Raw genomic sequence first — 22,438 nt, forward strand, 5'->3', positions numbered from 1 at the left:
CCCCCTTTTTACTTTCTAAGCATTTTATAGACGACTGTAGCAGTCGCAGTTGGTATTTCTGATTGTTTAAGATTACTGTTGATCTTGCCTAAGCCATCCTCAGTGCCAACCCAGATCTGTTGATTGTGAACAAGTAAATTGATGACTGAACTACTGGGCAAATTATAGATTGATGATGTAATTGCGCCATTGTAGGTATTAGCCAGTACTAAACCATCTCTCATCCCGATCCACAACTCGCCATTTTTATCACTCGCCAGAGCCACAATATCGCGCCCAGTCACAGAATTAATCCGCGCGATCGCTTTATTGGTATTCGGATTAATTTCAATTACATTACGGGGCGTGCCTGCCCAAATCTTGCCCGATGGCTCCACCGCGATCGCTTGGACAATTTGACCTGATACATAGGGAATCCTTGCGGTGATTTTGGCTGTCCCCGGATTAATCTTAAACAAGCCATTTAATGTACCAACCCAAATATTGCCAGCATTATCAATCTGCATCACATTCGCGGCTGTGCCAGGAATATCTGGAAGTCTGGCATATGTCTCAGCATTGTAGGGACTAATTCGAGTAATACCTTGATCAGTGCCTACCCAAATAAAGCCAGCCCGATCCATAGCTAAACTCAGAATCCGACTTGAAGATAATTGGATTGCGATATTTTCAATTTTGCCTGAGTCAGGATCGATTTGGTACAATCCCGAAGTTGTGCCAACCCAAAAATAACCGCGACGATCTTCTAATAAGGCGGTGACAGTAGAATTTGGTAAAGATATGGAGGCGATCGCTTTTCCAGACCTTTGATCGATTTGCATTAAACCTTGCCAAGTTCCGATCCATAGCCGGCCCTGTTCATCTACGAGGGTTGAGCTAATTCGACTATCTAGGCTTGATGATGGATTACGGGCAAGACGAATATTTTTTGGTGTGACAAGGTTGTGGCTGTCAGGACTAATCGCAGATGCGTTATTAATGACTCCATAGTTCACGGCGCATAGACTAGCTAAGTTAACTGTTATTGCTAATAGTGCTTTTGGGAAAATTTTAGAGAAAGCTTTAGAGAAATTTTTCGAGATCGCCTCAGATATATTTTGCGTTGTCAACATCTTAATGTCCTCTTTTAAGGGTCAGATGTTAACACAAGAGATTGCGATCGCCACATCAATTTTAGACTTATACCAAAACACAAAATGGTGTAGCCATTTTGTGTTTTTAAAACCCTTACTGGATTTGATTTTCAATCCCCAAAAGTAGCGACACTTTCGAGGATTGGTATTACAGCTCTTTGCGCTGCATATAGCAATACAGATTTGTCTAGACTATAAAACCCAAAATAGAAAGACGGCGCTTCACGCCGTCTTTCTATTTTGGGTTTTATAAGCGGCGCAACGCGCCGCCCTTAGTTTATGGTTTTGGTGATGGAGCTACGGGGACAGGGGCAGGTATTTCAGGTTGAACTGGCTGCGGTGGTGGCTCTAGAGGAATAGGCTGTGATGGAGGAGGCTCTATCGGTGTTGCCACGGTATTGGTGGTTACAGGAGTAGGAGTAGGCTCATTTGTCCTGACTGGCTCTGTCGGATTGTTAGTAGGAGATGTAGTGGTTGGTTTTACTTCTGGAGTGGCTGGAGGCTCATTCTTAGCGGCTGTTTGGTCTCTTTGCTTATTATCAGGCGGATCATCTCGTCGATCATTGCGATCGCTATTTGCTGTGCCTGAAGTATAAGTAACTTTATTCCGATTATTGTTTTCAGCAGTCTTTGGCAAGTCAGAACGGCGAAACTCGATTGTCTTCGCTTCTTTAAACGATCCTGTTACCCCAAATTCAGAGTTGATTTGAGGCAAGCTTGCTAACTGAGAGCTAAATCCAAAAATTAGTGTGTTATTGGCAATTCGCTTATCAATACTTTCTTTGTCAAGGCGTTTTGGCGCAGAAGCTTTGCCATCAGCTTTGATTCTAATTTCTTCCCCTTTGCCAATGGTGACGATCTCTGATGTGCTTTTTAGCAAAACCGTAACTGTGCCATCGAGAGCAATCACTCGACGCTCTTCGGAAGCCTTTTCGGGAATTTCTAGATATACAGTGCCATCATTACTCGAAATTTCGCCAAAGGGTGTTTTGACTTGGGCTGGAGATTTGAGATCTTTAGCAGCCCAAGCTACTAAGCGTCCAGAAGTAAATTCAACTTGGTTTTGCGGCTTAAGGGTTAAGGTTGATTTTCCACCAATTCTGATAATCGCACCACTGCGTAATGTCACTTGAGCAGTTGAGGAGTCCTCGGTGCTAACACTTTCATTGACTTTAAGTGGTACACCAATGGTCGCAGGTCTGGCGGATGTGGCATTGATATACTTAACACGCACAGGATAGCTGCGGATTTCACTAATTTCGGCGATCGCTTCTGTTGGTAAAGCCTCAGAACTAAACGGTTTAGGAGGCTGATTACCTGTACAACTAGGCAGCCCTATGGCTGCTAGAGATAGGAACAGAAGTGGCAAAATTTGCCCAGAGATTTTAGATAACTGCCAACGCTGCATCGTAAATTTTTTGTAGAGTCTACAAAGCCAGTTTTTTCGCTATACTAGAAAGTCTGGTTAAAACCGTAAATTCTAATGTATCTATATTAGTTCTAACTTCGTTGTTTGACCATAGCTATCAGTAATTCTAATTAATATCTACGTAAACTGTTCTGTAAGCGCAGTTTACGTAGATCTATCTTTAAAACGAGTAAGAGTCAAAAGCACATGGCAAAGAGTAATTTGCAGGTCATGCTGACCAAAAATGTTACAAAATTAGGTAAACTCGGCGACTTAGTATCTGTAGCGCCTGGTTATGCCCAAAATTTCCTCATACCTCAAGGTATGGCTATTCGGGCCACCACAGGTGTTGTTAGAGAAGTTGAAAGACGCAAAGAAGTTGAGCGTCAACGTTTGATTGCGATTCGCCAAGAAGCAGAAAGCCGTAAGACTGCACTCTCGACCATTGGCGGCTTTATTATCAAGAAAAAAGTTGGCGAAGGTAATGCAATTTTCGGTACTGTGACCGATCGCGAAGTTGCTCAGTTGATTACAGCGAAGTCGATGTTAGAAATCGATCACCGCGACATCACGATTCCTGAAATTAATCAAACAGGTACTTTTGATGTTTCGATCAAGCTTCATGCTGAAGTCACCGCAACCATCAAAATCCAAGTTGTTGCTGAATAATCACAAAAAAATAGGCGGCGCAATGCGCTGCCTATTTTTTTGATCGTACGTAATGGCAATTCATGAATTGCCATTACGTATTTTTGTCAGTTCAACTGCTAAGGCGATCGCCTCAATCATGCTGGCAGGATCGGCAATACCCTTTCCTGCAATATCAAAGGCAGTACCGTGATCGGGCGATGTCCTCACGAATGGCAATCCAATCGTCGTATTCACAGCACGATCAAAAGCTAAAAGCTTGACGGGAATTAAACCTTGATCGTGATACATGGCAAGATAAGCATCATGTCCAAGCTGAACCCGATCGCGATCGCTCCAAGCTCTTGCAGGATTGATCCACATGGTGTCAGGTGGAATCGGATTCGTGAGTTTCACGTTGGGATGCTGCTGACGATAACGCTCAATTAAAGGCTGTAACCAGTCACGCTCTTCACGCCCCAATTGCCCCTGTTCGCCACTATGGGGATTGATTCCCGATATGGCAATACGCGGATTTATAATTCCAAAATCTTGTAACAGTGATCGGCATAACAACTCTAATTTTTGCTCGATCAACTCTGGTGTAAGTTGCGTTGTCACTTCGCTCAAAGGAATATGCACCGTCGCTAGCAAAGTCCGTAAGACCCAGTCTGTATGAGGCGATTTGCCCACAAATAACATGCCAAAATCATCAACTTGGCTACGCTCGGCAAGTAACTCAGTTTGTCCTGCGTAGTCATGTCCCGCTTGTTTCCATGCTGACTTTGCGATCGGGGCGGTGACGATCGCATCAAATTCTCCTGATAGAGTTGCGGCGATCGCGGCTTCTAGATAAGCGAAACTAGCTGCCCCACTAGCCCGATTGCCGATCCCCAATGAAATCTCATCATCGGTGCGGATATCAACAATCTCTAGGCGATCGGGATCGGTAATCAGTAGGTTGCCATGATTTCTTAACAAATCATAGGTGTCTCTGAGATAGCGATGATCTCCAAACACGGTAACCTCAGCATCTAGAGCTAGTAAGGTGCGATCGGCAAGAGATTTTAAAATAATTTCTGTACCAATTCCTGCTGGATCGCCTATAGTGAGAGCTATTCGCGCTCTAGAGTTTGACTGAGATTTTGAGTTAGAGCTTGTGTGGGGATGCCGCAGAATATTCATTAAGTTAGTTGAGTAGATGTACATAATTAATTGCAAACCCAAAATCATAAATTCGCGCCCCCGCAGGGGCGCAAATTTATGATTTTGGGTTTGTCAAGTTGCGCTCCTGCTGGGCGCAACTTGATGGGTTGGGGTAATTTATTTTGCACAAGTACTTAAGTAATTCTCCAAAATTTTAATACACGCGATAAGATCGTGATTCGCTGTTAGCCCTCTTGACTAAAACCAACGATGTCTGTTGATATTTCCTTAGAAACTCTCTGGAATCAAGTTCTCGAACTGCTTGAAAGCCAACTTAGCCGTCCAACCTATGAAGGATGGATTAAAACAGTTGTGGCTGATGAGCTTACGGCTGATCGCTTGACTATTCGCACGCCCTCAATTTTTGCAAAAAATTGGCTGCATAAATATTATGTTCAAAATATTACAGATGCTGTAACGGAGATCCTCGGTTATCCCGTGGAAATTCATATTGAGGCGGCTCCAAGTAGTGAACCTCCCACTGGTCAACCTGAACTAAATCTAAATCTCGACGGTGTTGAGATTAGTCAAGATGGGATGCTAGAAACAGCGATCGCGGCAGAAGCAGTACATGCCATGGCAGCAGCCATTCCCACCACGCTCAACAATGCTCCCAGCAATCCCCAGTCCGAAACCCATAGCAATGCGCCCCGTCCTAGTAATCTCAATTCTAAGTACAATTTCAATCGTTTTGTAGTTGGCTCTACCAATCGCATGGCTCATGCGGCGGCGCTGGCGGTGTCCGAGTCGCCTGGACGCGAGTTTAACCCTTTGTTTTTATGCGGTGGTGTGGGCTTAGGCAAAACTCATCTGATGCAAGCGATCGCCCATTACCGTCTAGAAATCGAACCGAAAGCTAGAATTGCCTATGTATCGACAGAGCAGTTCACCAACGATCTGATCACGGCAATTCGTAAAGATAGTATGCAGAGATTTCGGGAGCTATATCGCGAGATCGATATGCTGATTGTCGATGATATTCAATTTATCGAGGGGAAGGAATACACTCAAGAAGAATTTTTCCATACCTTTAATACGCTCTACGAAACTGGTAAACAAATCGTAATTGCAAGCGATCGCCCACCTGCTCAGATTCCTCGTTTACAAGAGCGGCTTTGTTCGAGGTTCTCCATGGGATTGATTGCGGATATCCAAGTTCCCGATCTAGAGACGCGCATGGCAATCTTGCAAAAGAAAGCGGAATACGACAATCTCAAAATCCCCCCCGATGTCCTCCATTACATCGCTGCGAGTTACACTTCTAACATTCGCGAATTGGAAGGAGCGTTAGTACGAACTGTTGCCTATATTTCCATTTCAGGACTACCGATGACGGTAGAAAATGTTGCACCCGTTCTCAATCCTCCTAAAGAACCTGTGGAAGTATCCGCTGAGATGGTTTTGAGCGTAGTTACGGAAATGCTAAATATCGATCTAGCAGATCTATTAGGAAATTCGCGGCGGCGAGAAATCAGCCAAGCCCGTCAGTATGTGATGTATCTTATGCGTCAACATACAAATCTCAGCTTGCCTAAAATCGGTGAAGCCGTTGGCGGTAAAGACCATACAACCGTGATGTATAGCTGTGAGAAAGTGGCGCAACTACAATCAACTGATGGTGATATCGCGCAGTTATTGAGGCAGCTAAGCGATCGCATCTATCTCGTCGCTCAAACTAAAAACTAACAAAATAGGTAAGGGTGGGCGGCGCACCGCCCACCCTTACCACATCTAAAAAACTATGCATATGATTGATTTTGCTGTTAATGGGACTTTAATGCGAGGGCTAGAGTTAAATGACAACTTGCAGAAAGTTGGGGCAATCTTTGTGAGAGAAGATGTAACTGCGCCAATTTATCGGCTTTGGACGATCAGCGATCGCCATCCTGCAATGTTACGAGTTAGCGAAAATGGACAAGCGATCGCCCTAGAAATTTGGTCAGTTACTTTTGATGCTCTAGGGAAAATTTTATTGTCTGAGCCTGCTGGTCTATGTATTGGCAAAATTGTTTTGTCCGATGGACAAGAAGTTTTAGGCGTTCTAGGTGAACTATTTTTATGTGAAGGTCAAAAAGAAATTACATCCTATGGTGGCTGGCGAGCATACACCGCAAAGCGCTAAAAAACCCAAAAAATGTAGGAGCAATTCATGAATTGCTCCTACATTTTTATTTGATTGGTAATTGTAAATGGGAAGGATACTCAGCACCATAAAAAATTTGTTGTGTGGCTTCCACCAAATCACTGACCGTAGCCTCTGATGGAGATTTCTGCGTATTAGAATGTCGATCGATCGCAGGAAAAGCTGAACTAGCGATCGCTACACCAATCCGATGACCTTGGGCAAAATTTTGACAGGTTGGACGTAATTTAATGCGATATTCATTCACCACATCAGATTCAATCCATTCAGGCTCGGTCCATGATTTACGGAACTTAGCTCGTAAAACACCCATCGACACCAGCATTTGCTTACCATCAGGATAAATATCTAAGAGCTTAATTACCCAATCAGTATCAGGAGCCGTGGTAGCAGCATAGAGAATAAATTCGGGAATACCTGCGATCGCAAGATCTTCATCCAGTTTGGCACTCTCATAAATCAATACATCCCAACGATGATGCACATTACACTGGTCGTAGAATCCGTAGGGTGTAGCAGAGTTAGGATTACGGGGATCGTAGACGTAGATATCGGGTAATTGGTGATTGATGATTGGTGATTGGTCGCTTAGTTGTTTTTGAGTAGAGAGATAGAGTTTTTTTGTATGAGTATCTTTTGGGAATTCTGGCAAATATAGCCAGTGATTTTTGCCCATCAAGAACATCTGCACAGGAGCGCGATCGCAGATTCCGTTCTCAATTCCTTTTAACCAAAAATCAAACCAATCAACTTGCAATTGATCGATATGAGAAACAGCAGCTTCGCCAAAATCAATCTCGCCTACTTTCGGTAGCCAAGGCAGATGCTGCCATGGGGCAACCACTAAATGCTGTGGCTTCTGCGTTGCGGCTTTGGCTTGATGATAAGTGTTAATCGTCGCCTCAATAAAAATATCTGCCCATCCAGCAATATGCAATGCAGGTAAATCATAGCGATCGAAATAACTCAGAGGATTTAGCTTTTGCCAATATTCATCATCAGCTTGCTGATTCCCAATCCAATCAAAAAAGAATTCACCAAAATCACCAAAAGATTCATTCTTAAATATTTCTATTTCACTTAGTGGCGTAGTAGCTAACCATTTAGACATCTGCTTTTGGGCATCAAAAAGGTTCGTGGCTTGAGGCTCTTGTTTTAAATACCATGCTCGGTTTTGCGCCAATTGCAAAGCCCAACCCAAGTCAAAATCCAGACAAAGTGCACCACCAAAATAAAACCAACCGTGATATAAATCCGCCGTTGCCATACTTGGACAGATTGTAACTAGCCCTTGAGGCTGTTGCACAGCAGCTTGGAATTGGGTCACCCCTTGATAGGAAAATCCATACATTCCCACATTGCCGCTACTGCTTTCTAGTTCTTTTGCACACCATTCCACTGTGTCGAAGCCATCATCATATTCATTGCGAAATGGATAGAAATCACCTTCAGAAGTACCACAACCGCGTACATCTTGGATCACCACAATATAGCCTTGGCTGGCATACCAACTCGGATGAGCGTAGGTACAGGTAGATGAGATCGCCCTACCATAGGGTAAGCGCATCAATAGTACTGGCAAGGGCGTAGCAACATTTTTGGGTCGATAAATATCAGCGGTCAAATTAATGCGATCGCGCATGGGGATTTTGACTTGGCGCTGGACATTAACTTGAGAATGGAATGCAGTTATTTTAGGAGGCATCAAGATATTCTAGGAGTAATTTAGTAGCGCGGCTTCGCCGCGCTACTAAATATTATTAATTCTGCTGCCAATCAGGGAAGATTTTTCTGATTTCAATCAGCAGATCGTCAAGTTCTTCTAGGGCTTGGATTACATCTATGCTCAAGCTCCCCAAATTATCTTTGAGAGACAATTGCACCAATAATTCACGCTTGCTAGCGATCGCCACAAATCTTTCTTTTAGAGCTTCAGGAGTAGACATATCTCAGGTTTTGTAAGTTATTTATGTATAGCTATAGCAAATCAAGTCAGGTCATCAAACCCAAAAGAGAGTTGCGGCGCGGAGCGCCGCAACTCTCTTTTGGGTTTTGGCTTGGGATCAAGAGACACAAAGTGTTGCTTTTTCTAAATAGCTATTTTAACTCAAAAGCTATGAATTACTGATTCAGAGAGTTTAATTCCATCAATTCAAATTATGAAACCAATCTTGGGTTTTCACCACCTGTGGTGGTGAAAACCCAAGATTGATTTTGATGAAAGTCAGCCTTTGGCGGACTTTCATCAAAATCAATTTATTTACATAATGAGAATTCACGATAAACTTTACCTAAAAGAAATTTTAAAAGGCTTATGCACGGCAAATTCACATTGCATCCCCCTATACGCTTTGGGACTGACGGTTGGAGAGGCATCATTGCCGATGACTTTACATTTGATCGCTTAGCAGCAGTTGCACCGATCGCAGCACATATACTTCGCGAAACCTTTGGTGAATCAGGCAGCAACACAATTATTGTTGGATACGATCGCCGTTTCATGTCCGAGGCTTTCGCCAAACGCACCGCAGAAGCCGTAGCCGCGATCGGATTTGATGTCTTACTTGCTGAAGACTTTGCGCCAACACCCGCTTTTAGCTGGGCAGCCTACGATCGCAAAGCTTTGGGCGCATTGGTAATTACCGCTAGCCATAACCCTGCGAACTATTCGGGATTAAAAATTAAGGGTGCATTTGGTGGCTCTGTATCTCCAGATGTGACTGCAAAAGTTGAAGAAATTTTAGAACGTGGTGATTTTGTCTACGAAAGCCTCAAAAAAGGCAAAATCGAAACTTTTGATGCATGGACAAGTTATTGCCAAGCTTTGCGCGGCAAAGTGAATATTGAGGCGATCAAAGAGGCGATCGCGCAGGGAAAGTTAACTATTTTTGCAGACGTGATGCATGGAACCGCAGCAGGAGGTTTGGCGAAAGTTTTAGAATTGCCATCCACAACCCAAGCCAGTCTTATTGAAATCAATAGCGATACCGATCCTCTCTTTGGAGGAGGTGCACCTGAGCCACTACCTCGCTATATCGCCGAGCTATTCCGTCAAGTCAAAACTTATCGTCATGACCATCCTGAAAAAACTCTAGTAGGATTTGTGTTTGATGGTGATGCCGATCGCATTGCATCTGTGGATAGCGAAGGTAATTTCCTGAGTTCCCAAATCCTGATTCCAATCTTGCTAGAACATCTCGCTAAGCATCGCGGATTTAAAGGAGAACTGATTAAAACGATCAGTGGATCTGACTTAATGCCCAAAGTCGCCGCCCTTTTCGATCTTCCTGTTTACGAAACTCCTGTTGGCTACAAGTACATTGCCGAGAGAATGCTCTCTGGGATTCCTTGCCTATTGGGGGGCGAAGAGTCGGGCGGGATCGGCTATGGCAACCATATCCCTGAGCGTGATGCTTTGCTGTCGGCTTTGTATGTACTAGAGGCGATCGCGCAATCAAATAAAGATTTGAGCGTTCTGTACAGCGATTTACAAAAGCAAACTAATTTTGTCTCCCATTACGATCGCATTGATAAAAAGCTATCTGGCATGGCTGCGCGGGAGAAACTAGTCTCTACGCTTCAGCAATTCTCACTGACGGAAATTGCTGGACGGAAAGTAATTGACGCTAAATCTCCTGATGGATTTAAGTTCCGTTTAGCAGATGGAAGTTGGCTCTTAATTCGCTTTAGTGGCACTGAGCCATTGCTACGTCTCTATTGCGAAGCATCAACGCCTGAACTTGTACATAAAACTCTCAACTGGATTTCCAATTGGGCTGAGCAATTCAATTAAAAAGAAGGGGCAATTCATGAATTGCCCCTTCTTTTTTTGTTACACTCAACTGAAAATTGTCATAGCATGGTGAAGTAGAGGCAAATTAAAACCCATACTTTACTTTTGCTATTTTTTGTACTCTACTTAACAATGGATTACTACATTTCTCTACCCGAGGGTTCATTATGCAGATCCAGACTAAGTCACAAGTTATCGTAAAAGCACGGATTGAAACCGTTTTTGATGTGTCAACAGATAGCCAGAATCTGCCAAAGTTCTTCACTGGTTATCAAGGAATTCCTTCAATTGTGAGTGCAAAAAATATAGATGGACTACCCCTTCACGAAGGAAGCATCCGCATTGTTGACAATAGCGATGGCTCATCTATTGAAGAAGTTATTGTCTCGCTAAAACGACCTAAAATGCAGCAATATGAGTTAGTCAAAGGGTTTAAGCCACCATTTTCTTGGTTAGTACGTACTGCTTCTGGACAATGGCTGTATGAAACGATAGATACTGAAACAAAAGTTACTTGGAGTTTTGATTTTGAGATCCCCAATATTTTTGCTTACATGATTTTTCGATTGGCGGTGCGACGTTCATTTCAACAAGCTCAAGATATTTGTCTTAGAAATTTAAAGGAGTATATTGAAAATCGCAGGGAATAACCGTCAATCAAGCGGCAGTGATGATAGTAGTTACAGAATAAAATATTTAACAAGCTTCAGCTTCTAATACACAACGTAAAGTTGATAAGCCTTTTTTGAGTTGGCGAGAAATTGTGACTGCACTTACTCCTAACATTTTGGCGACTTCTCTTTGAGGGAGATCTTCAATAAATACAAACTCAACAATCTCTCTAGTGCGTTGCTCTAAAACTGCTAAAGCCTGTTGCAACCGGAACTTCTCATCCTGCTGTAACTGCATATTGCTTTTAGGGTCAGCAACTAGATCGCCAATGGACGCAGCATCTTCCTCTTCAGCACGAATAGGTGCATCAAGACTTAAAGGAGCGCGATTTTGACAGGCGAGTTTTACTTCTTGCCATTCGATCAGGGTGACTCCTAGAGCATTCGCAACTTCTTGCGCCGAAGGTTCTCTTTGCAAAGTATTGCGTAACTTTTGCATCACCCGCACTGATTGCTGCTGCAAATCCATCCAACGGCGAGGAATGCGGACTGAAGAACTTTTATCGCGTAAATAATGCTGGATTTCACCACGAATATAGCGGACAGCAAAAGAACTAAATGCATAACCACGATTTAGTTCAAAGCGATCGACAGCTCCGATTAAACCAAGCGCCCCCACCTGTAATAAATCGTCATATAGCTCAGAGTGGCGATCAGCCCAAAAATGCACTTCTTTTTTGACGAGTCCGATATTTAAACGAACAAGGCGATCGCGTAGATATGTTGATGGTGCTTTGCGATATTGCTTGAGTAGTTCGAGGGAGGTAGTTTTATCTTCAGCCGAAAACTCACGTACTTTGTGAGTATAGGTGTTGCCAGAGTGCTCAGAAATATTGGAGTTGACGGCGAATGTTGCGATAGTCATAGTTTTGCCCTGAACTAATCAAGCCCATTGATCAAGTCATTTAAGAAAGCTACTTGTTTGATGTACTTAGATTAGTTGTTACAGGGGCGATCAGTCACCTTGCAGACTGTTAGGGATTATTAAGGGCAAAAAATAGCTAACACCTAACAGGTTGTTAGGTGTTACAAATAAAGAGGCTGTCCAGTGCCGATCTGACTGGTTACAATCTTTATTTTCACGATTTAAGCTTCATGGCATCCATAATACGCCCGTACAATATCCTTAATTTTTTGCAAATAAAACCTAATCATATTTAGCTTGCCGTTCAGCCAATCTCCATAGGTTTATAAATATGTTGTTAGAGAGCAGAAAGGCTAGAAAGTGAGATAATAGGAGCGTTGAGATTAAAGTTCAAAATTAACTTTGAGTCTCAATGAACTAATAATGCAAGGTGAATTTGTATGAAGCCCCAGCCATTAGATTTATCGATTAAGCTAGGTGAGTACAGTTATCAAATCATTCAACAAAACTTTCAGAGGATTGTCGAACAAGAAAAAGCCATCTTTGAAGATAAAGATCCTGAACCTTTGCATCAGATGCGAGTTGGGATGCGCCGTTTGAGAACAGCTATTCAAGTATTTGGCTCTGCGATCGCCTTACCAAAAGCAGTGAGCAATCCATCCATCGGAAAAATCGCTAAAAGTTTAGGAGAAACCCGCGATTTAGATGTACTTCAACAAGAACTGATCAGCCGCTACCAGCCTTTGTTGGACAATACAGAACTACTGAAGTTTGAGAAAGTTTTGAAGCGTTTGCAAAAAAAACGCGATCGCAGCTTTCTCGATTTACAGAAGACTCTGAATGGCGATCGCTATTACGACTTAAAGCAGGGTATCCAATCTTGGCTAGATCGACCCAGATATACAATGATCGGCGATTTGTCAGTTCGAGAAGTTTTGCCCGACTTGCTACTTCCATTAATCTGTCAACTTTTTCTCCACCAAGGGTGGCTGGGAGGAACAACTATTCAGTCAGAAAAAGTCACAGTGATTTCCATTGAAAATTCTGAGGAGTTGCATCAACACCTAGAGAAATTCGTCAATGATCTCCATGACCTACGGAAACAAATGAAAGGTATTCGCTACCAAGCAGAGTTCTTTTCAGGCTTTTATGAGGATTCATACCTTGAGAGAATTGAGGAGTTTAAGACGATCCAAGAAATTTTGGGGCAACTTCACGATCGCGAAGTCTTGCGTCAGTTTTTAGAATCGACATTGAATGCAGATTTGGCAAAGGTGCTACCCACTGTAAACCAGACAATGCAGCAGGAACAAATCACATTTTGGCAAAGTTGGCAGCCGATCCAGCAGCATTACCTCTCCTTAAAATTTCGCCAATCATTGCGATCGCTACTCTCAACACCGATAGATATTGCACATGCATAACTAGCGCATCAGAGACATTAAATCATTCGGAACTATCCTGCGAATATATAGATTTAGGAACCTTTGATATATGATTAGCCAAACTTCACCAGTTAGTATCGATCCGCAGTTTTTATCAAGTCCCCATGTCCTGTTATCGACTCTTCAAGCACTACGCCAGAAAGTTGAAAGCGAAGGAGCCATTACCTTTAACAAATGGCAATCGGGCATTCATCGGGCTGAATTTCTTCCAAGTGCCTTGAATCTAGCTCAATACCTTGCATTACGTCAGTATGACCTCCGCGAACTCCAATCCGCATTAATGCCTTGGGGATTGTCTTCGTTAGGAAGGATTGAAGCAAGGGTATTACCCAATCTTGATGCTGTGATTGCGGCGCTAGAAGTAATGTGTGGCAACTACTCTACGGAGAATTTTCACCGCCAACCACTAGAATCCTTTTTTGAAGGCAATCGTTTGCTTCTCCAGCATACCAAGGAATTATTTGGGATAGCCAGTCCCCATCGGCGGGTCAGAATTATGGTTACATTGCCCACGGAAGCTGCTACTGACTATGAGTTAGTACGCGAAATTATCCGACGGGGTGCAAACTCTGTGCGAATTAACTGCGCCCATGACAATCCAGAAATATGGGAATGCATGATCGCTCATGTTCGTCGAGCAGAGCGAGAGAATGGAACCTCTTGTAAAGTGATGATGGATTTAGCTGGTCCCAAGATCCGCACGGGAGAAGTCCTTAAGCCATCCGATAGAAAGCGGGTATTTCGAGGCGATCGCATCTTGCTCTCGCGGTGTGTACCTAAATCTGACAGTAAATTAGAAACAGGCGAGGCGATCGCATCACCTGTGGACAATTTCCAAATTTGCTGTACGGTTCCCGAAATCCTCGATTTATTAGTAGTTGATGCACCCGTATATATTGATGATGGCAAAATTCGTACTCGTGTGGTTGACACTCAATATCGATTGCCAGATGGGCAATTAGGGCTATTGCTTCAAGTAACCCATGCTAGCCCCAAAGGAGTCAAACTTCGTCCCGAAAAAGGATTGAACTTTCCCAAAACCATTTTATCGCTCAGCCCTCTTACGGCAAAAGATTTAAGCGATTTAGACTTTGTCGCCAGTCACGCAGATATTATCGGTTACTCTTTTGTGCAGCAACCTGCTGACATTGATTTACTTCAACAAGAGTTAAGTCTTCGTTTAAATGGAAGATCTAGCCCCGCGATCGTCGCAAAGATTGAAACGGCGATCGCGGTTTCCAATCTTCCAGAATTAATCATCCATGCAGCAAGTAAACAATCATTTGGTGTGATGATCGCTAGAGGCGACTTAGCTGTTGAAATTGGATATCAAAGATTGACGGAGATTCAAGAAGAAATTCTCTGGATTTGTGAAGCAGCTCATGTACCCGTGATCTGGGCTACGCAAGTGTTAGAAAGTTTGGTCAAAGATGGAGCGCCTTCACGCGGAGAGATGACCGACGCGGCTATGGCTGAACGCGCTGAGTGTGTGATGTTAAATAAAGGTCCCTTTATTGCCGAAGCAATCACTATTCTCGATGATGTCCTAACTCGGATGGAAGCCCACCAGTCGAAAAAAACGCCCCAGTTACGAGCATTACATTCTTGGTAAATGACCAGCAATTGCATCGATTTTCTTTAATCCACCTAGCTTTTGAGTAATTTCTTATGACTACAAAATTAATCAATGTCGAAGTCGATCTTCAAAATCACTACACAGTATCATCCCTAAATCAAGCGATTCAGAATGAATTGATTAAGTATGGAAAGCCGCTTAATTGGATTGTGGTTGATGCAGACAAAGAACATCAAAAAGTTCATGTTAAGGCGATTTATCCCACCCATTCGGATAAATAAATCCTAGTAATTGGCTATGGCTATTACAAATGGGGTCTCAAGTTTAAATTGAGACGTAAAATTTTTATGAGATGTTGAGATATAAAAATTTTTATAGGATAATGAAGGAACATGAGTCGGCAATAATGAAATAAACATGAATCTTCTGGCGGCTGATCAACTCTTGCAGTCTAATATAACCCTGTTGATAGTCGATAATTCAAAAAGCGATCGCGCCACTTATTCTCGTTATCTGCAATCAGACTCAGAAAATACCTATCGCATTATCGAATCAGAAACGTTAGAAGAAGGGCTAGAATTGTGGCGATCTCAGCAGCCTGACATTGTGTTGATCGATCTGAATTTGCCCGATTGCTGTCGGTAGCGGCGATACATGGCAAGGAGAAGCGACAATTTCCCAACGACTTAGAGACATGAATTCGCCGATGATCGTATTTCTAGTAGTAGATACTGGCATTGGCATTGCTCTCAATGATTTACAACGACTCTTTCAGCCCTTTGTACAAGTAGATAGCGCACTCAACCGTCAGTACGAAGGCACTGGCTTAGGACTTGCTCTGGTCAAGCAGATTAGATTGTCGAATTGCATGGCGGTCAAGTTACGGCTGAGAGTGAAATTGGCAAAGGCAGCCGCTTCACAGTTACGCTACCCTACGATCTGTCTCAGTCTAGCGCTTCAGAATCTGAACCAACCGTCACAAATTCACTGCAACTAGCTGTAAATCCTGAAAATGCGATCGCGCCACTTATGTTACTCGCCGAAGATAACGAAGCAAATATTCAAACCTTCACCTCCTATCTGATCGCCGTCAATTACCGTATCATCGTCGCCAAAAATGGAGAAGACGCTGTTGCCATGGCGAAAGCAAATTCCCCAGATATCATCCTCATGGATATTCAAATGCCAGGCATGGATGGTATCGAGGCAACTAAGCAAATTCGCCTCGATCTTAACTTGATTAATACTCCCATCATTGCCCTAACTGCTCTAGCGATGGAAGGCGATCGTGAAAGATGTCTAGCGGCAGGAGCCAATTCATATGTGGCTAAACCTGTCAAGCTTCGACAACTTAACCTGTTAATTCAGCAATTTTTAGGTTCCGTAAATTGAATTATCTCGCTGCAAGCGGATGGGAAACTCCAACCTAATGAGTCGGTAATTATCGATAATGCTACCTTTCATCATGGTGGAAGAATTCGTGAATTAATTGAATCGGCTGGATGTAAATTAGTCTATCTCCCTGCTTATTCCCCTGAACTCAAGCGCATTGAAAAATGTTGGGCTTGGTTAAAGTCTCGAATTCGCAAACTTTTACACATTTCTGATAATTTACGTGATGCGATGGAGTCTGTTCTTTCGGCTTCTGCGTCCTAATACACTTGGCGGCAGCTATAAGCAACGTAACATATTTATTTTATTTTAAAAAATTGATATCTGCCTTTTAGGTGTATGCTCATATTTTAATCACAGATTTATCTATTAAAATTTAGAAAAATCAGCTATACTATATAAATGTTTTTACTCAATATTTGGGGGAAGATATGGAAAAGCAGTTAATTAGCCAGATTTTAGATACATACTGTACCCAAAGTCATCAAGGTCTATTTTTGCTCAGTATGCCTACGGGGTTTGGCAAAACCCATAGTGTTTTAGACTTTATCTATAAGAATTACCGTGATTTTGCTAGACAAGGCAGAAAAATTTTCTTTGTTACTAATCTCAAGAAAAACTTGCCTTGGAGAGATTTGCAAAAGCGTTTTGATGGGGATAATCTTCAAGAAGAGTTTAAAAAGCATGTTTTATTCATCGATAGTAACGTTAACACTATTAAAGCAAATCTATTATCAATAGAGGATGACATCCCAAAGAGGTATACACAAACACCTCAGTATAAAGAGCTAGTTAAATGTTTGAAGCTAGCAAAAAATATGGACAAAGAGGTTGTGGATTATGCAAATCTCAAAATAGAGAGCGAGCTAGAACCAGAATTTCGTAGATTGATTGAACAAGAACTAAGAGATAAAAAAAATTTCAAAGATAAACCATCGCGTTTACGAGCTATCAAAGAAGATCGAGAATATCAGTGGATTGGAAAGCTTTATCCAGCCATATTTACTGATGAAAAAACAGTGATATTTCTTAGCATCAACAAATTTATTGTTAAAAATTCGACTTTAATCGAAGCATCTTATTCATTTAAAGAACATCTCAAAAAAGGATCTTTAATCTTTATTGATGAGTTCGATAGCACTAAAGAAACTATTCTACAAAACATTATCGAATCAGGGATTAAGAATCGTATCGATCTTATTGATTTTTTTGTTGATATTCATAACCACTTAACCCAGATACAAGACCCTAAAAATATCACTAAAAAATCTGATTGGTGGATTAAAGAATCCTCTGGTAAAAAATGGATACCACCTGATGAATTACTTCAAACATTGAGAACAAAATCTCAAAATATTTTTAAAAAATATGACCTGCAACACAAATGTAAATCTGATGGAGAAGAGTTCAACAGAAAAAGGAACTTTTTATTTTATGACTATAAATTTTATAGCATCTTAGATGCAAAGAAGAAAATTGTTGTTGTTACAGATACTCAGGGGAATATAAATTGGATTCGTACTTGTGATAATGACATTACGAATTCTGCTGATAATACCTTCATCGATATACGCTCCTTACTTATTGAGCTTAGTAGCTTTTTAACCTATTTTCAAAAAGGGATTAGCTATTTGTCTCAAAATTATAAACATTTAAAAGATGAGGGCAAACTAGATAAAGAGCTTTTTGCATTCGAGTTTGCCGTTAAATCCTTACTTCATCATTTCAATGTTGATGACAAAGACATAGATTTATTGGCTAATAAAATTGTTACTGGAGAGGTCGTATATAAATCACCTCAAAAAGATCTTAAGAAACTATCTCCATTTTATGAGAGTGGATTTTCTTATTTCAGCATTATTGATAAAGAAGATCATGATACTTTATCAAAGATTCAAATGATCGAATTCGATCAAACTCCTGAATCATTTTTAGTTGATATTTGCAAAAAAGCTATGGTTGTAGGTATTTCGGCAACAGCTAATATAAATTCAAATATTGGCAATTATGATATTGAATATTTAAAAAGCTCGTTGAATGAATTATTTTTTGAATTGCAGAATAATGAGATTGCAAGCCTTCAAAAAGCTTATGAAGAAAGTACGAATGGATATAATCGTCTAACTATTAAAGCTGGTTTTATTGGTGGCAAATCCCTTGAAGAATCTAAAGTAAATTTGGAACGAGTTTTTGATGACCAAGCAATAGTTAATGATATATATGGAAAATTAAAATTTGAGATAGGAAATAAGGAAGATGGAGATAATTCCATTGAGTTTGTCTTTGGTCGTTATGCCAAAATTTTGACGGCATGGAAATATTTTTTAGATAATCATGACTGTCATGGATTTTTGTGCTTATTAAATAAATTACCTAAAAGAAAAGATCCACAACTTGATTTGGATAAAATCATCGAATATGCTGAGGATTTACTGGATGATGATGAATCTACAGATATAGTTGATGATATCTCGAACGTAATTGTTATACTCTCAAGTGAGAATTTTGATAGGGAAAAAGAAAAATTATTAAATGACTTAGCTAATGGTAAGCGTCGATTTATTATTTCTACTTATCAAACAGTGGGGTCGGGGCAGAACTTGCAATTTAAAATCCCGCAAAATATTCAACCAATACATACCAATAATCGAGATAAAGATGAGTATATGGATATTAATGCCATATATTTAGATAAGCCCACTCACCTAATGGTTGCTTTAAATTATGGTAGTGTTTCAGAATCTGATCTCATAAAATATATATTTCAATTAGAATTCTTACGAGAAGCAGGAGACATTTCTCCTAAAGAGTTCAAAAGTGAACTTACAAGAGCTTTTAGAATATTTTTAAAAGAACCATCAAATAATTACTCTAAAAGATATTTGTATAAGACCAATGCCTACTCTAGTTTGCTAAATAAATTTATTATTCAGGCGATTGGTAGAATTTGTCGAACCAATATGAAGGCGGATAAAATTCACATTTTGGCTGATATTACGATTAAAGAACATCTTAATAATGTATCTTTGCCAAAAAACATGATCTTAATACATGAATATAATGCTCTTGTCAGCGCAGCATCTTTAAACAGTGATATTCCCGATTCACATAATAACTGGATAGATTTGGAAAACAAAGCTTCGCATGTAAGTTGTAAAACTGCTAGTTACATAAATCAAAGGCTTTTATATGGTTCTTGGTCTGAAGATAGTAAAGAAGAATGGCTAGAAATACGTCAACAAGTTTTAAGGCAGCCAACAGTTATTGATGATTCTCAATTGATTGATCGTTGGAAACCTCTTTATTTACAACTTCCTATACCAAATAATTTCTATTACTTTAATAGACCGAGTGATAGTAATGTGGAAATCTCTTTCTCTAATACAGATTTTACTCTGCTGGATGAGACTACTGTTCGTCTGTCGGAATTAATGAAAATAGATTCCTTCTATAAATTGTTTATTAAGAATGGATGGGCAACATCATTTTTGCCTTCTAAGTATATGCTTACGCCTCCAATGTTCAATGATATTTATAAAGGAGCATTAGGAGAAGTTTGTGGCAAACATGTCTTTGATGAGTTAAATATACCTTTAATTGAGCTAGATGTTAATGAGTTTGAAGTCTTTGACTTTAAAACCGAAAAAAATGTATATATAGATTTTAAGTTTTGGAGTGGGGCATTTATACGAGATGCTGAAGATGAAATAAGTAAGATTCGCAATAAAATGGAGAAGATTAAAGCGAATAAAATTATGATTATTAATATTCTTGCTCCAAAGGATCAACCATTTAAAGTGAAAATCCAAAAGGATATATCAATCATTGAGATCCCGTATTTGTATAGAGATAATAGCATCGACAAAGAAGCAATTAACTTCATTTTAGGAGAAATAAATTAATGATTACTATTACCAACCGTTTGCAAATTCTATTTAACATTGAAGCTATCGAACGCGATTTTATCTTCATCAGACTCAGTAGAAAAACAAAAGAGAATAAGTGGGTAGGAGCTTCACAACTTGACTCTCTTTTTGGAAAAGAATTCATGGCTGTAGCAACTCTATTTATAGATAACAAATATGCCTATGCAATGTTCAAAAAAATTACAAATAAAAAGCCCGTAGATATTTATACATTAATATCAAAGGCTAGAGACTCCAAACTATTTGATGATGATACTGCTATAACAAAAGTAATACCTGTAGACAATAAAGAGCGCACTGATGGTTATATTCGAGGTGCTTGGTTAGTACAGATTTTATTTAACTATCTTGCATCATCTAAATCTCGATACGAAAAGTATCAATTTTGTAATCTTACAGGTTCACTTTTTGTAGTGTTTCAAAGTCCACATAGAAAAGGACATTTAGATATAGCAAAAATAAAAATAGATGCGAAAGATGAAGATTGGTTTCTAAATGTTAGTATTGTGCGATATCGCTTGTTATCAGATATAAAGATTGAGTTGGCAAAGATAAAAGATCCCAAACGAAAAGATCAATTAGAGAAAGCTCTAAAAAAGCCTTATTATAGATTAGAAGGAACTACTTCTACTTCCACTTTCAGAAGACATCTTCCAAGTGATGGCGAACTTGATATTAATTCGACTTATGTTGAGTGTGGCAAAACTAATGAAAAGGCATCATTGCCATTTCTCGAATTTGGTAGTGTCGAGGCTTTTAATAAAAGTCGAGCGGGTATCTTCCATAATATTTTTAATCTAGCCCAAAAAGATTTGTCCGAATATATTTCTATTGACTTGTTAGGACGAGATGCTGTTGATTACTGTGAGCTTAAAAATTCGCTAATCAAAGATCCTACACAGATGAACCTTATATTAGCTGATCAGAAGATTCACATTGTAGACAAGGTTGGTAGTGAGGAATCTAGGGCTATAATTGATAATTCAAAAGAAATTATCATGAAAGAGTATCGTTTACCATCTGAGATAATTACCATTGGGAATGAAGATAAGCCTAACAAACTGAATATAAGAATAATCCATGAAAAGTCTTACTACACAAAGAATAATATGGAAGAAGAGTATAAATACTCAGATCTAGATCTAAGTATTTATAGGCAGAACATTACTATTGAATCTTTAAAACTTCAAAATAAAAATATTAAGAATATTTTAGAAACAAGTGTTAAAGAACTGTTAATTAAAAAAGATATCAGTGACCTTAAATTTAGTTTGTTTAAATGGTCTAATTTAGGTTTATCTGGTACTTGGACTTTTGCGGCTTGGGATGAAGATGAAGAGAATGTTATCTTTATGGAAATTCTTCACGATGGTCAGTTTAGTTTTTCTAGGCGTTCTCAGGATTGCGATCTCTTCAATATTTCTCAATTTGATGCATATTTAGAGTATATGTCTTACAAGAAATCCGATACAAAAGAATCGGCTACTTATGATGAAGATGATGTGAACCAAAAAAGGAAAAAGAAACCTAACTTAGAAGGTTTGGTTATTTCTAACGAAGGGGATATAAACCAAATCTTTTCAACGCAGGAAATTACTTTGCCTGATTTAAAAAAAATACATACTCTTCTTTCAGAGAAAGAGGTGTTATTCCCAGAAGAAATTTCTACAGGATATGTTCTTTCGGAGATAGTTCAACAATTTTTAAAAACATATTCTGTTTCCTCACAGCAAGGTTTTAATAGCTTACTAGATGAACTTAAAGAATTTGGCAGTAATACAGTAGACAAAAATGAGTTTTATAAATTGATTGGTAAACACCTCAGTAAATCTGGAAAAGCAGCAAAGGGTAAAGATCCTGAAAAACTCAGAGATTATTTCTGGGAAATGTATGGAGTTAGATTTATTTTTCCTAAAGACAATCGAAGTAAAGAAGAAATATTTGACGCTACAGTTGATATTAAGTACTTTGGCGAGACTGATAATGAAGCTTATTACTTTGTTGGCTGTAGTAAAGCAAGCATACAATCTTCTCTAAAAGATTCTTGTCACTTACGTAAAATTGTTTCAGTCAATAAAGACTCGAAACTAGTGTTTCAACAGCTACTTCCCACAATGGATGTTGATTTTGTAAGAACTGGTCAAAGTACAGTTATTCCTTTTCCGTTTAAGTACATTAGAGAATATATGGCAATGAACAAACAAAAGAAATAAGTGTTCAGTTTAGTATTTAGGCAAGGGGCTTAAGCCCCTT

17 protein-coding genes and 2 pseudogenes are annotated in these 22,438 nt (G+C 39.9%); 13 read left to right on the forward strand and 6 right to left on the reverse strand.

Annotation, left to right across the window (positions count from 1 at the left end; all coding sequences use genetic code 11):
• Window positions 1–8: 8 nt before the first annotated feature.
• Together APA_RS10265 and APA_RS10270 are read right to left on the reverse strand one after the other, a co-directional pair.
• Window positions 9–1,112: a two-component regulator propeller domain-containing protein gene (locus APA_RS10265; protein ID WP_201322190.1), complete on the reverse strand. Its 1,104-nt coding sequence runs from the start codon at window positions 1,110–1,112 to the stop codon at window positions 9–11.
• Window positions 1,113–1,410: 298 nt separating this feature from the next.
• Complete coding sequence (locus APA_RS10270) at window positions 1,411–2,541, reverse strand: FecR family protein (protein ID WP_201322191.1); 1,131 nt, start codon at window positions 2,539–2,541, stop codon at window positions 1,411–1,413.
• A gap of 207 nt (window positions 2,542–2,748) precedes the next feature.
• Between APA_RS10270 and rplI the strand changes: the two genes are divergently transcribed.
• Window positions 2,749–3,210, forward strand: a complete 462-nt coding sequence (rplI, locus tag APA_RS10275; RefSeq protein WP_201322192.1) for a 50S ribosomal protein L9 — start codon at window positions 2,749–2,751, stop codon at window positions 3,208–3,210.
• Between the two features lie 60 nt (window positions 3,211–3,270).
• Here the strand turns inward: rplI and pdxA are convergent, their stop codons facing one another.
• Entirely contained in the window at window positions 3,271–4,353 is a 1,083-nt protein-coding gene (gene pdxA / locus APA_RS10280; RefSeq protein ID WP_201322286.1) for a 4-hydroxythreonine-4-phosphate dehydrogenase PdxA, read from the reverse strand.
• A gap of 231 nt (window positions 4,354–4,584) precedes the next feature.
• On the opposite strand from pdxA, the gene dnaA reads away from it, so the two are divergent.
• Together dnaA and APA_RS10290 are read left to right on the forward strand one after the other, a co-directional pair.
• Window positions 4,585–6,060 carry a chromosomal replication initiator protein DnaA gene (gene dnaA / locus APA_RS10285; RefSeq protein ID WP_201322193.1) on the forward strand — a complete coding sequence of 492 codons (1,476 nt, stop codon included), beginning with the start codon at window positions 4,585–4,587 and terminating at the stop codon, window positions 6,058–6,060.
• A gap of 61 nt (window positions 6,061–6,121) precedes the next feature.
• On the forward strand, window positions 6,122–6,496 hold the full coding sequence (locus APA_RS10290; protein ID WP_201322287.1) for a glutamyl-tRNA amidotransferase: 375 nt from the start codon (window positions 6,122–6,124) through the stop codon (window positions 6,494–6,496).
• A 46-nt stretch (window positions 6,497–6,542) separates the two neighbouring features.
• On the opposite strand, the gene APA_RS10295 is transcribed toward APA_RS10290, so the two are convergent.
• Together APA_RS10295 and APA_RS10300 are read right to left on the reverse strand one after the other, a co-directional pair.
• Window positions 6,543–8,222, reverse strand: a complete 1,680-nt coding sequence (locus tag APA_RS10295) for a CocE/NonD family hydrolase (protein ID WP_201322194.1) — start codon at window positions 8,220–8,222, stop codon at window positions 6,543–6,545.
• Between the two features lie 55 nt (window positions 8,223–8,277).
• Window positions 8,278–8,463, reverse strand: coding sequence for a hypothetical protein (locus tag APA_RS10300; RefSeq protein WP_201322195.1), 186 nt, complete (start codon window positions 8,461–8,463; stop codon window positions 8,278–8,280).
• 368 nt (window positions 8,464–8,831) lie between these two features.
• Between APA_RS10300 and APA_RS10305 the strand changes: the two genes are divergently transcribed.
• The gene (locus APA_RS10305; protein ID WP_201322196.1) at window positions 8,832–10,310 is read left to right on the forward strand and encodes a phosphoglucomutase/phosphomannomutase family protein; all 1,479 of its coding nucleotides are present in this window, start codon (window positions 8,832–8,834) and stop codon (window positions 10,308–10,310) included.
• A gap of 167 nt (window positions 10,311–10,477) precedes the next feature.
• A complete protein-coding gene (locus APA_RS10310; protein WP_201322197.1) occupies window positions 10,478–10,960 on the forward strand; it encodes an SRPBCC family protein in 483 nt (160 codons plus the stop codon).
• A gap of 46 nt (window positions 10,961–11,006) precedes the next feature.
• Here the strand turns inward: APA_RS10310 and APA_RS10315 are convergent, their stop codons facing one another.
• Window positions 11,007–11,846: a sigma-70 family RNA polymerase sigma factor gene (locus tag APA_RS10315; protein WP_201322198.1), complete on the reverse strand. Its 840-nt coding sequence runs from the start codon at window positions 11,844–11,846 to the stop codon at window positions 11,007–11,009.
• Window positions 11,847–12,286: 440 nt separating this feature from the next.
• Between APA_RS10315 and APA_RS10320 the strand changes: the two genes are divergently transcribed.
• From APA_RS10320 to APA_RS10355, 8 genes and pseudogenes are all read left to right on the forward strand, one after another.
• Window positions 12,287–13,270 (forward strand): CHAD domain-containing protein, encoded by a 984-nt coding sequence (locus tag APA_RS10320; RefSeq protein WP_201322199.1) that lies wholly within the window; start codon window positions 12,287–12,289, stop codon window positions 13,268–13,270.
• Between the two features lie 70 nt (window positions 13,271–13,340).
• Window positions 13,341–14,903: a pyruvate kinase gene (locus APA_RS10325; protein WP_201322200.1), complete on the forward strand. Its 1,563-nt coding sequence runs from the start codon at window positions 13,341–13,343 to the stop codon at window positions 14,901–14,903.
• A 56-nt stretch (window positions 14,904–14,959) separates the two neighbouring features.
• Complete coding sequence (locus APA_RS10330; protein WP_201322201.1) at window positions 14,960–15,148, forward strand: hypothetical protein; 189 nt, start codon at window positions 14,960–14,962, stop codon at window positions 15,146–15,148.
• Between the two features lie 136 nt (window positions 15,149–15,284).
• Window positions 15,285–15,512, forward strand: coding sequence for a response regulator (locus APA_RS10335; protein ID WP_201322202.1), 228 nt, complete (start codon window positions 15,285–15,287; stop codon window positions 15,510–15,512).
• A 70-nt stretch (window positions 15,513–15,582) separates the two neighbouring features.
• Window positions 15,583–16,259 (forward strand): annotated as a pseudogene (locus tag APA_RS10340) (response regulator); the annotation flags it as partial.
• A gap of 27 nt (window positions 16,260–16,286) precedes the next feature.
• Window positions 16,287–16,523 (forward strand): annotated as a pseudogene (locus APA_RS25770) (transposase); the annotation flags it as partial.
• A gap of 167 nt (window positions 16,524–16,690) precedes the next feature.
• On the forward strand, window positions 16,691–20,161 hold the full coding sequence (locus APA_RS10350; protein WP_201322203.1) for a hypothetical protein: 3,471 nt from the start codon (window positions 16,691–16,693) through the stop codon (window positions 20,159–20,161).
• The gene (locus APA_RS10355; protein ID WP_201322204.1) at window positions 20,161–22,398 is read left to right on the forward strand and encodes a hypothetical protein; all 2,238 of its coding nucleotides are present in this window, start codon (window positions 20,161–20,163) and stop codon (window positions 22,396–22,398) included. The genes APA_RS10350 and APA_RS10355 overlap by 1 nt, the downstream gene beginning before the upstream one ends.
• Window positions 22,399–22,438 lie beyond the last annotated feature (40 nt).

It is taken from the genome of Pseudanabaena sp. lw0831, assembly GCF_016584665.1.
GTDB lineage: Bacteria > Cyanobacteriota > Cyanobacteriia > Pseudanabaenales > Pseudanabaenaceae > Pseudanabaena.

Bases quoted from the DNA above. Each gene is read 5' to 3' on its own strand.
- APA_RS10265 (WP_201322190.1), bottom strand. From the start codon at position 1,112: ATGTTGACAACGCAAAATATATCTGAGGCGATCTCGAAAAATTTCTCT.
- APA_RS10270 (WP_201322191.1), bottom strand. From the start codon at position 2,541: ATGCAGCGTTGGCAGTTATCTAAAATCTCTGGGCAAATTTTGCCACTT.
- rplI (WP_201322192.1), top strand. From the start codon at position 2,749: ATGGCAAAGAGTAATTTGCAGGTCATGCTGACCAAAAATGTTACAAAA.
- pdxA (WP_201322286.1), bottom strand. From the start codon at position 4,353: ATGAATATTCTGCGGCATCCCCACACAAGCTCTAACTCAAAATCTCAG.
- dnaA (WP_201322193.1), top strand. From the start codon at position 4,585: ATGTCTGTTGATATTTCCTTAGAAACTCTCTGGAATCAAGTTCTCGAA.
- APA_RS10290 (WP_201322287.1), top strand. From the start codon at position 6,122: ATGATTGATTTTGCTGTTAATGGGACTTTAATGCGAGGGCTAGAGTTA.
- APA_RS10295 (WP_201322194.1), bottom strand. From the start codon at position 8,222: ATGCCTCCTAAAATAACTGCATTCCATTCTCAAGTTAATGTCCAGCGC.
- APA_RS10300 (WP_201322195.1), bottom strand. From the start codon at position 8,463: ATGTCTACTCCTGAAGCTCTAAAAGAAAGATTTGTGGCGATCGCTAGC.
- APA_RS10305 (WP_201322196.1), top strand. From the start codon at position 8,832: ATGCACGGCAAATTCACATTGCATCCCCCTATACGCTTTGGGACTGAC.
- APA_RS10310 (WP_201322197.1), top strand. From the start codon at position 10,478: ATGCAGATCCAGACTAAGTCACAAGTTATCGTAAAAGCACGGATTGAA.
- APA_RS10315 (WP_201322198.1), bottom strand. From the start codon at position 11,846: ATGACTATCGCAACATTCGCCGTCAACTCCAATATTTCTGAGCACTCT.
- APA_RS10320 (WP_201322199.1), top strand. From the start codon at position 12,287: ATGAAGCCCCAGCCATTAGATTTATCGATTAAGCTAGGTGAGTACAGT.
- APA_RS10325 (WP_201322200.1), top strand. From the start codon at position 13,341: ATGATTAGCCAAACTTCACCAGTTAGTATCGATCCGCAGTTTTTATCA.
- APA_RS10330 (WP_201322201.1), top strand. From the start codon at position 14,960: ATGACTACAAAATTAATCAATGTCGAAGTCGATCTTCAAAATCACTAC.
- APA_RS10335 (WP_201322202.1), top strand. From the start codon at position 15,285: ATGAATCTTCTGGCGGCTGATCAACTCTTGCAGTCTAATATAACCCTG.
- APA_RS10350 (WP_201322203.1), top strand. From the start codon at position 16,691: ATGGAAAAGCAGTTAATTAGCCAGATTTTAGATACATACTGTACCCAA.
- APA_RS10355 (WP_201322204.1), top strand. From the start codon at position 20,161: ATGATTACTATTACCAACCGTTTGCAAATTCTATTTAACATTGAAGCT.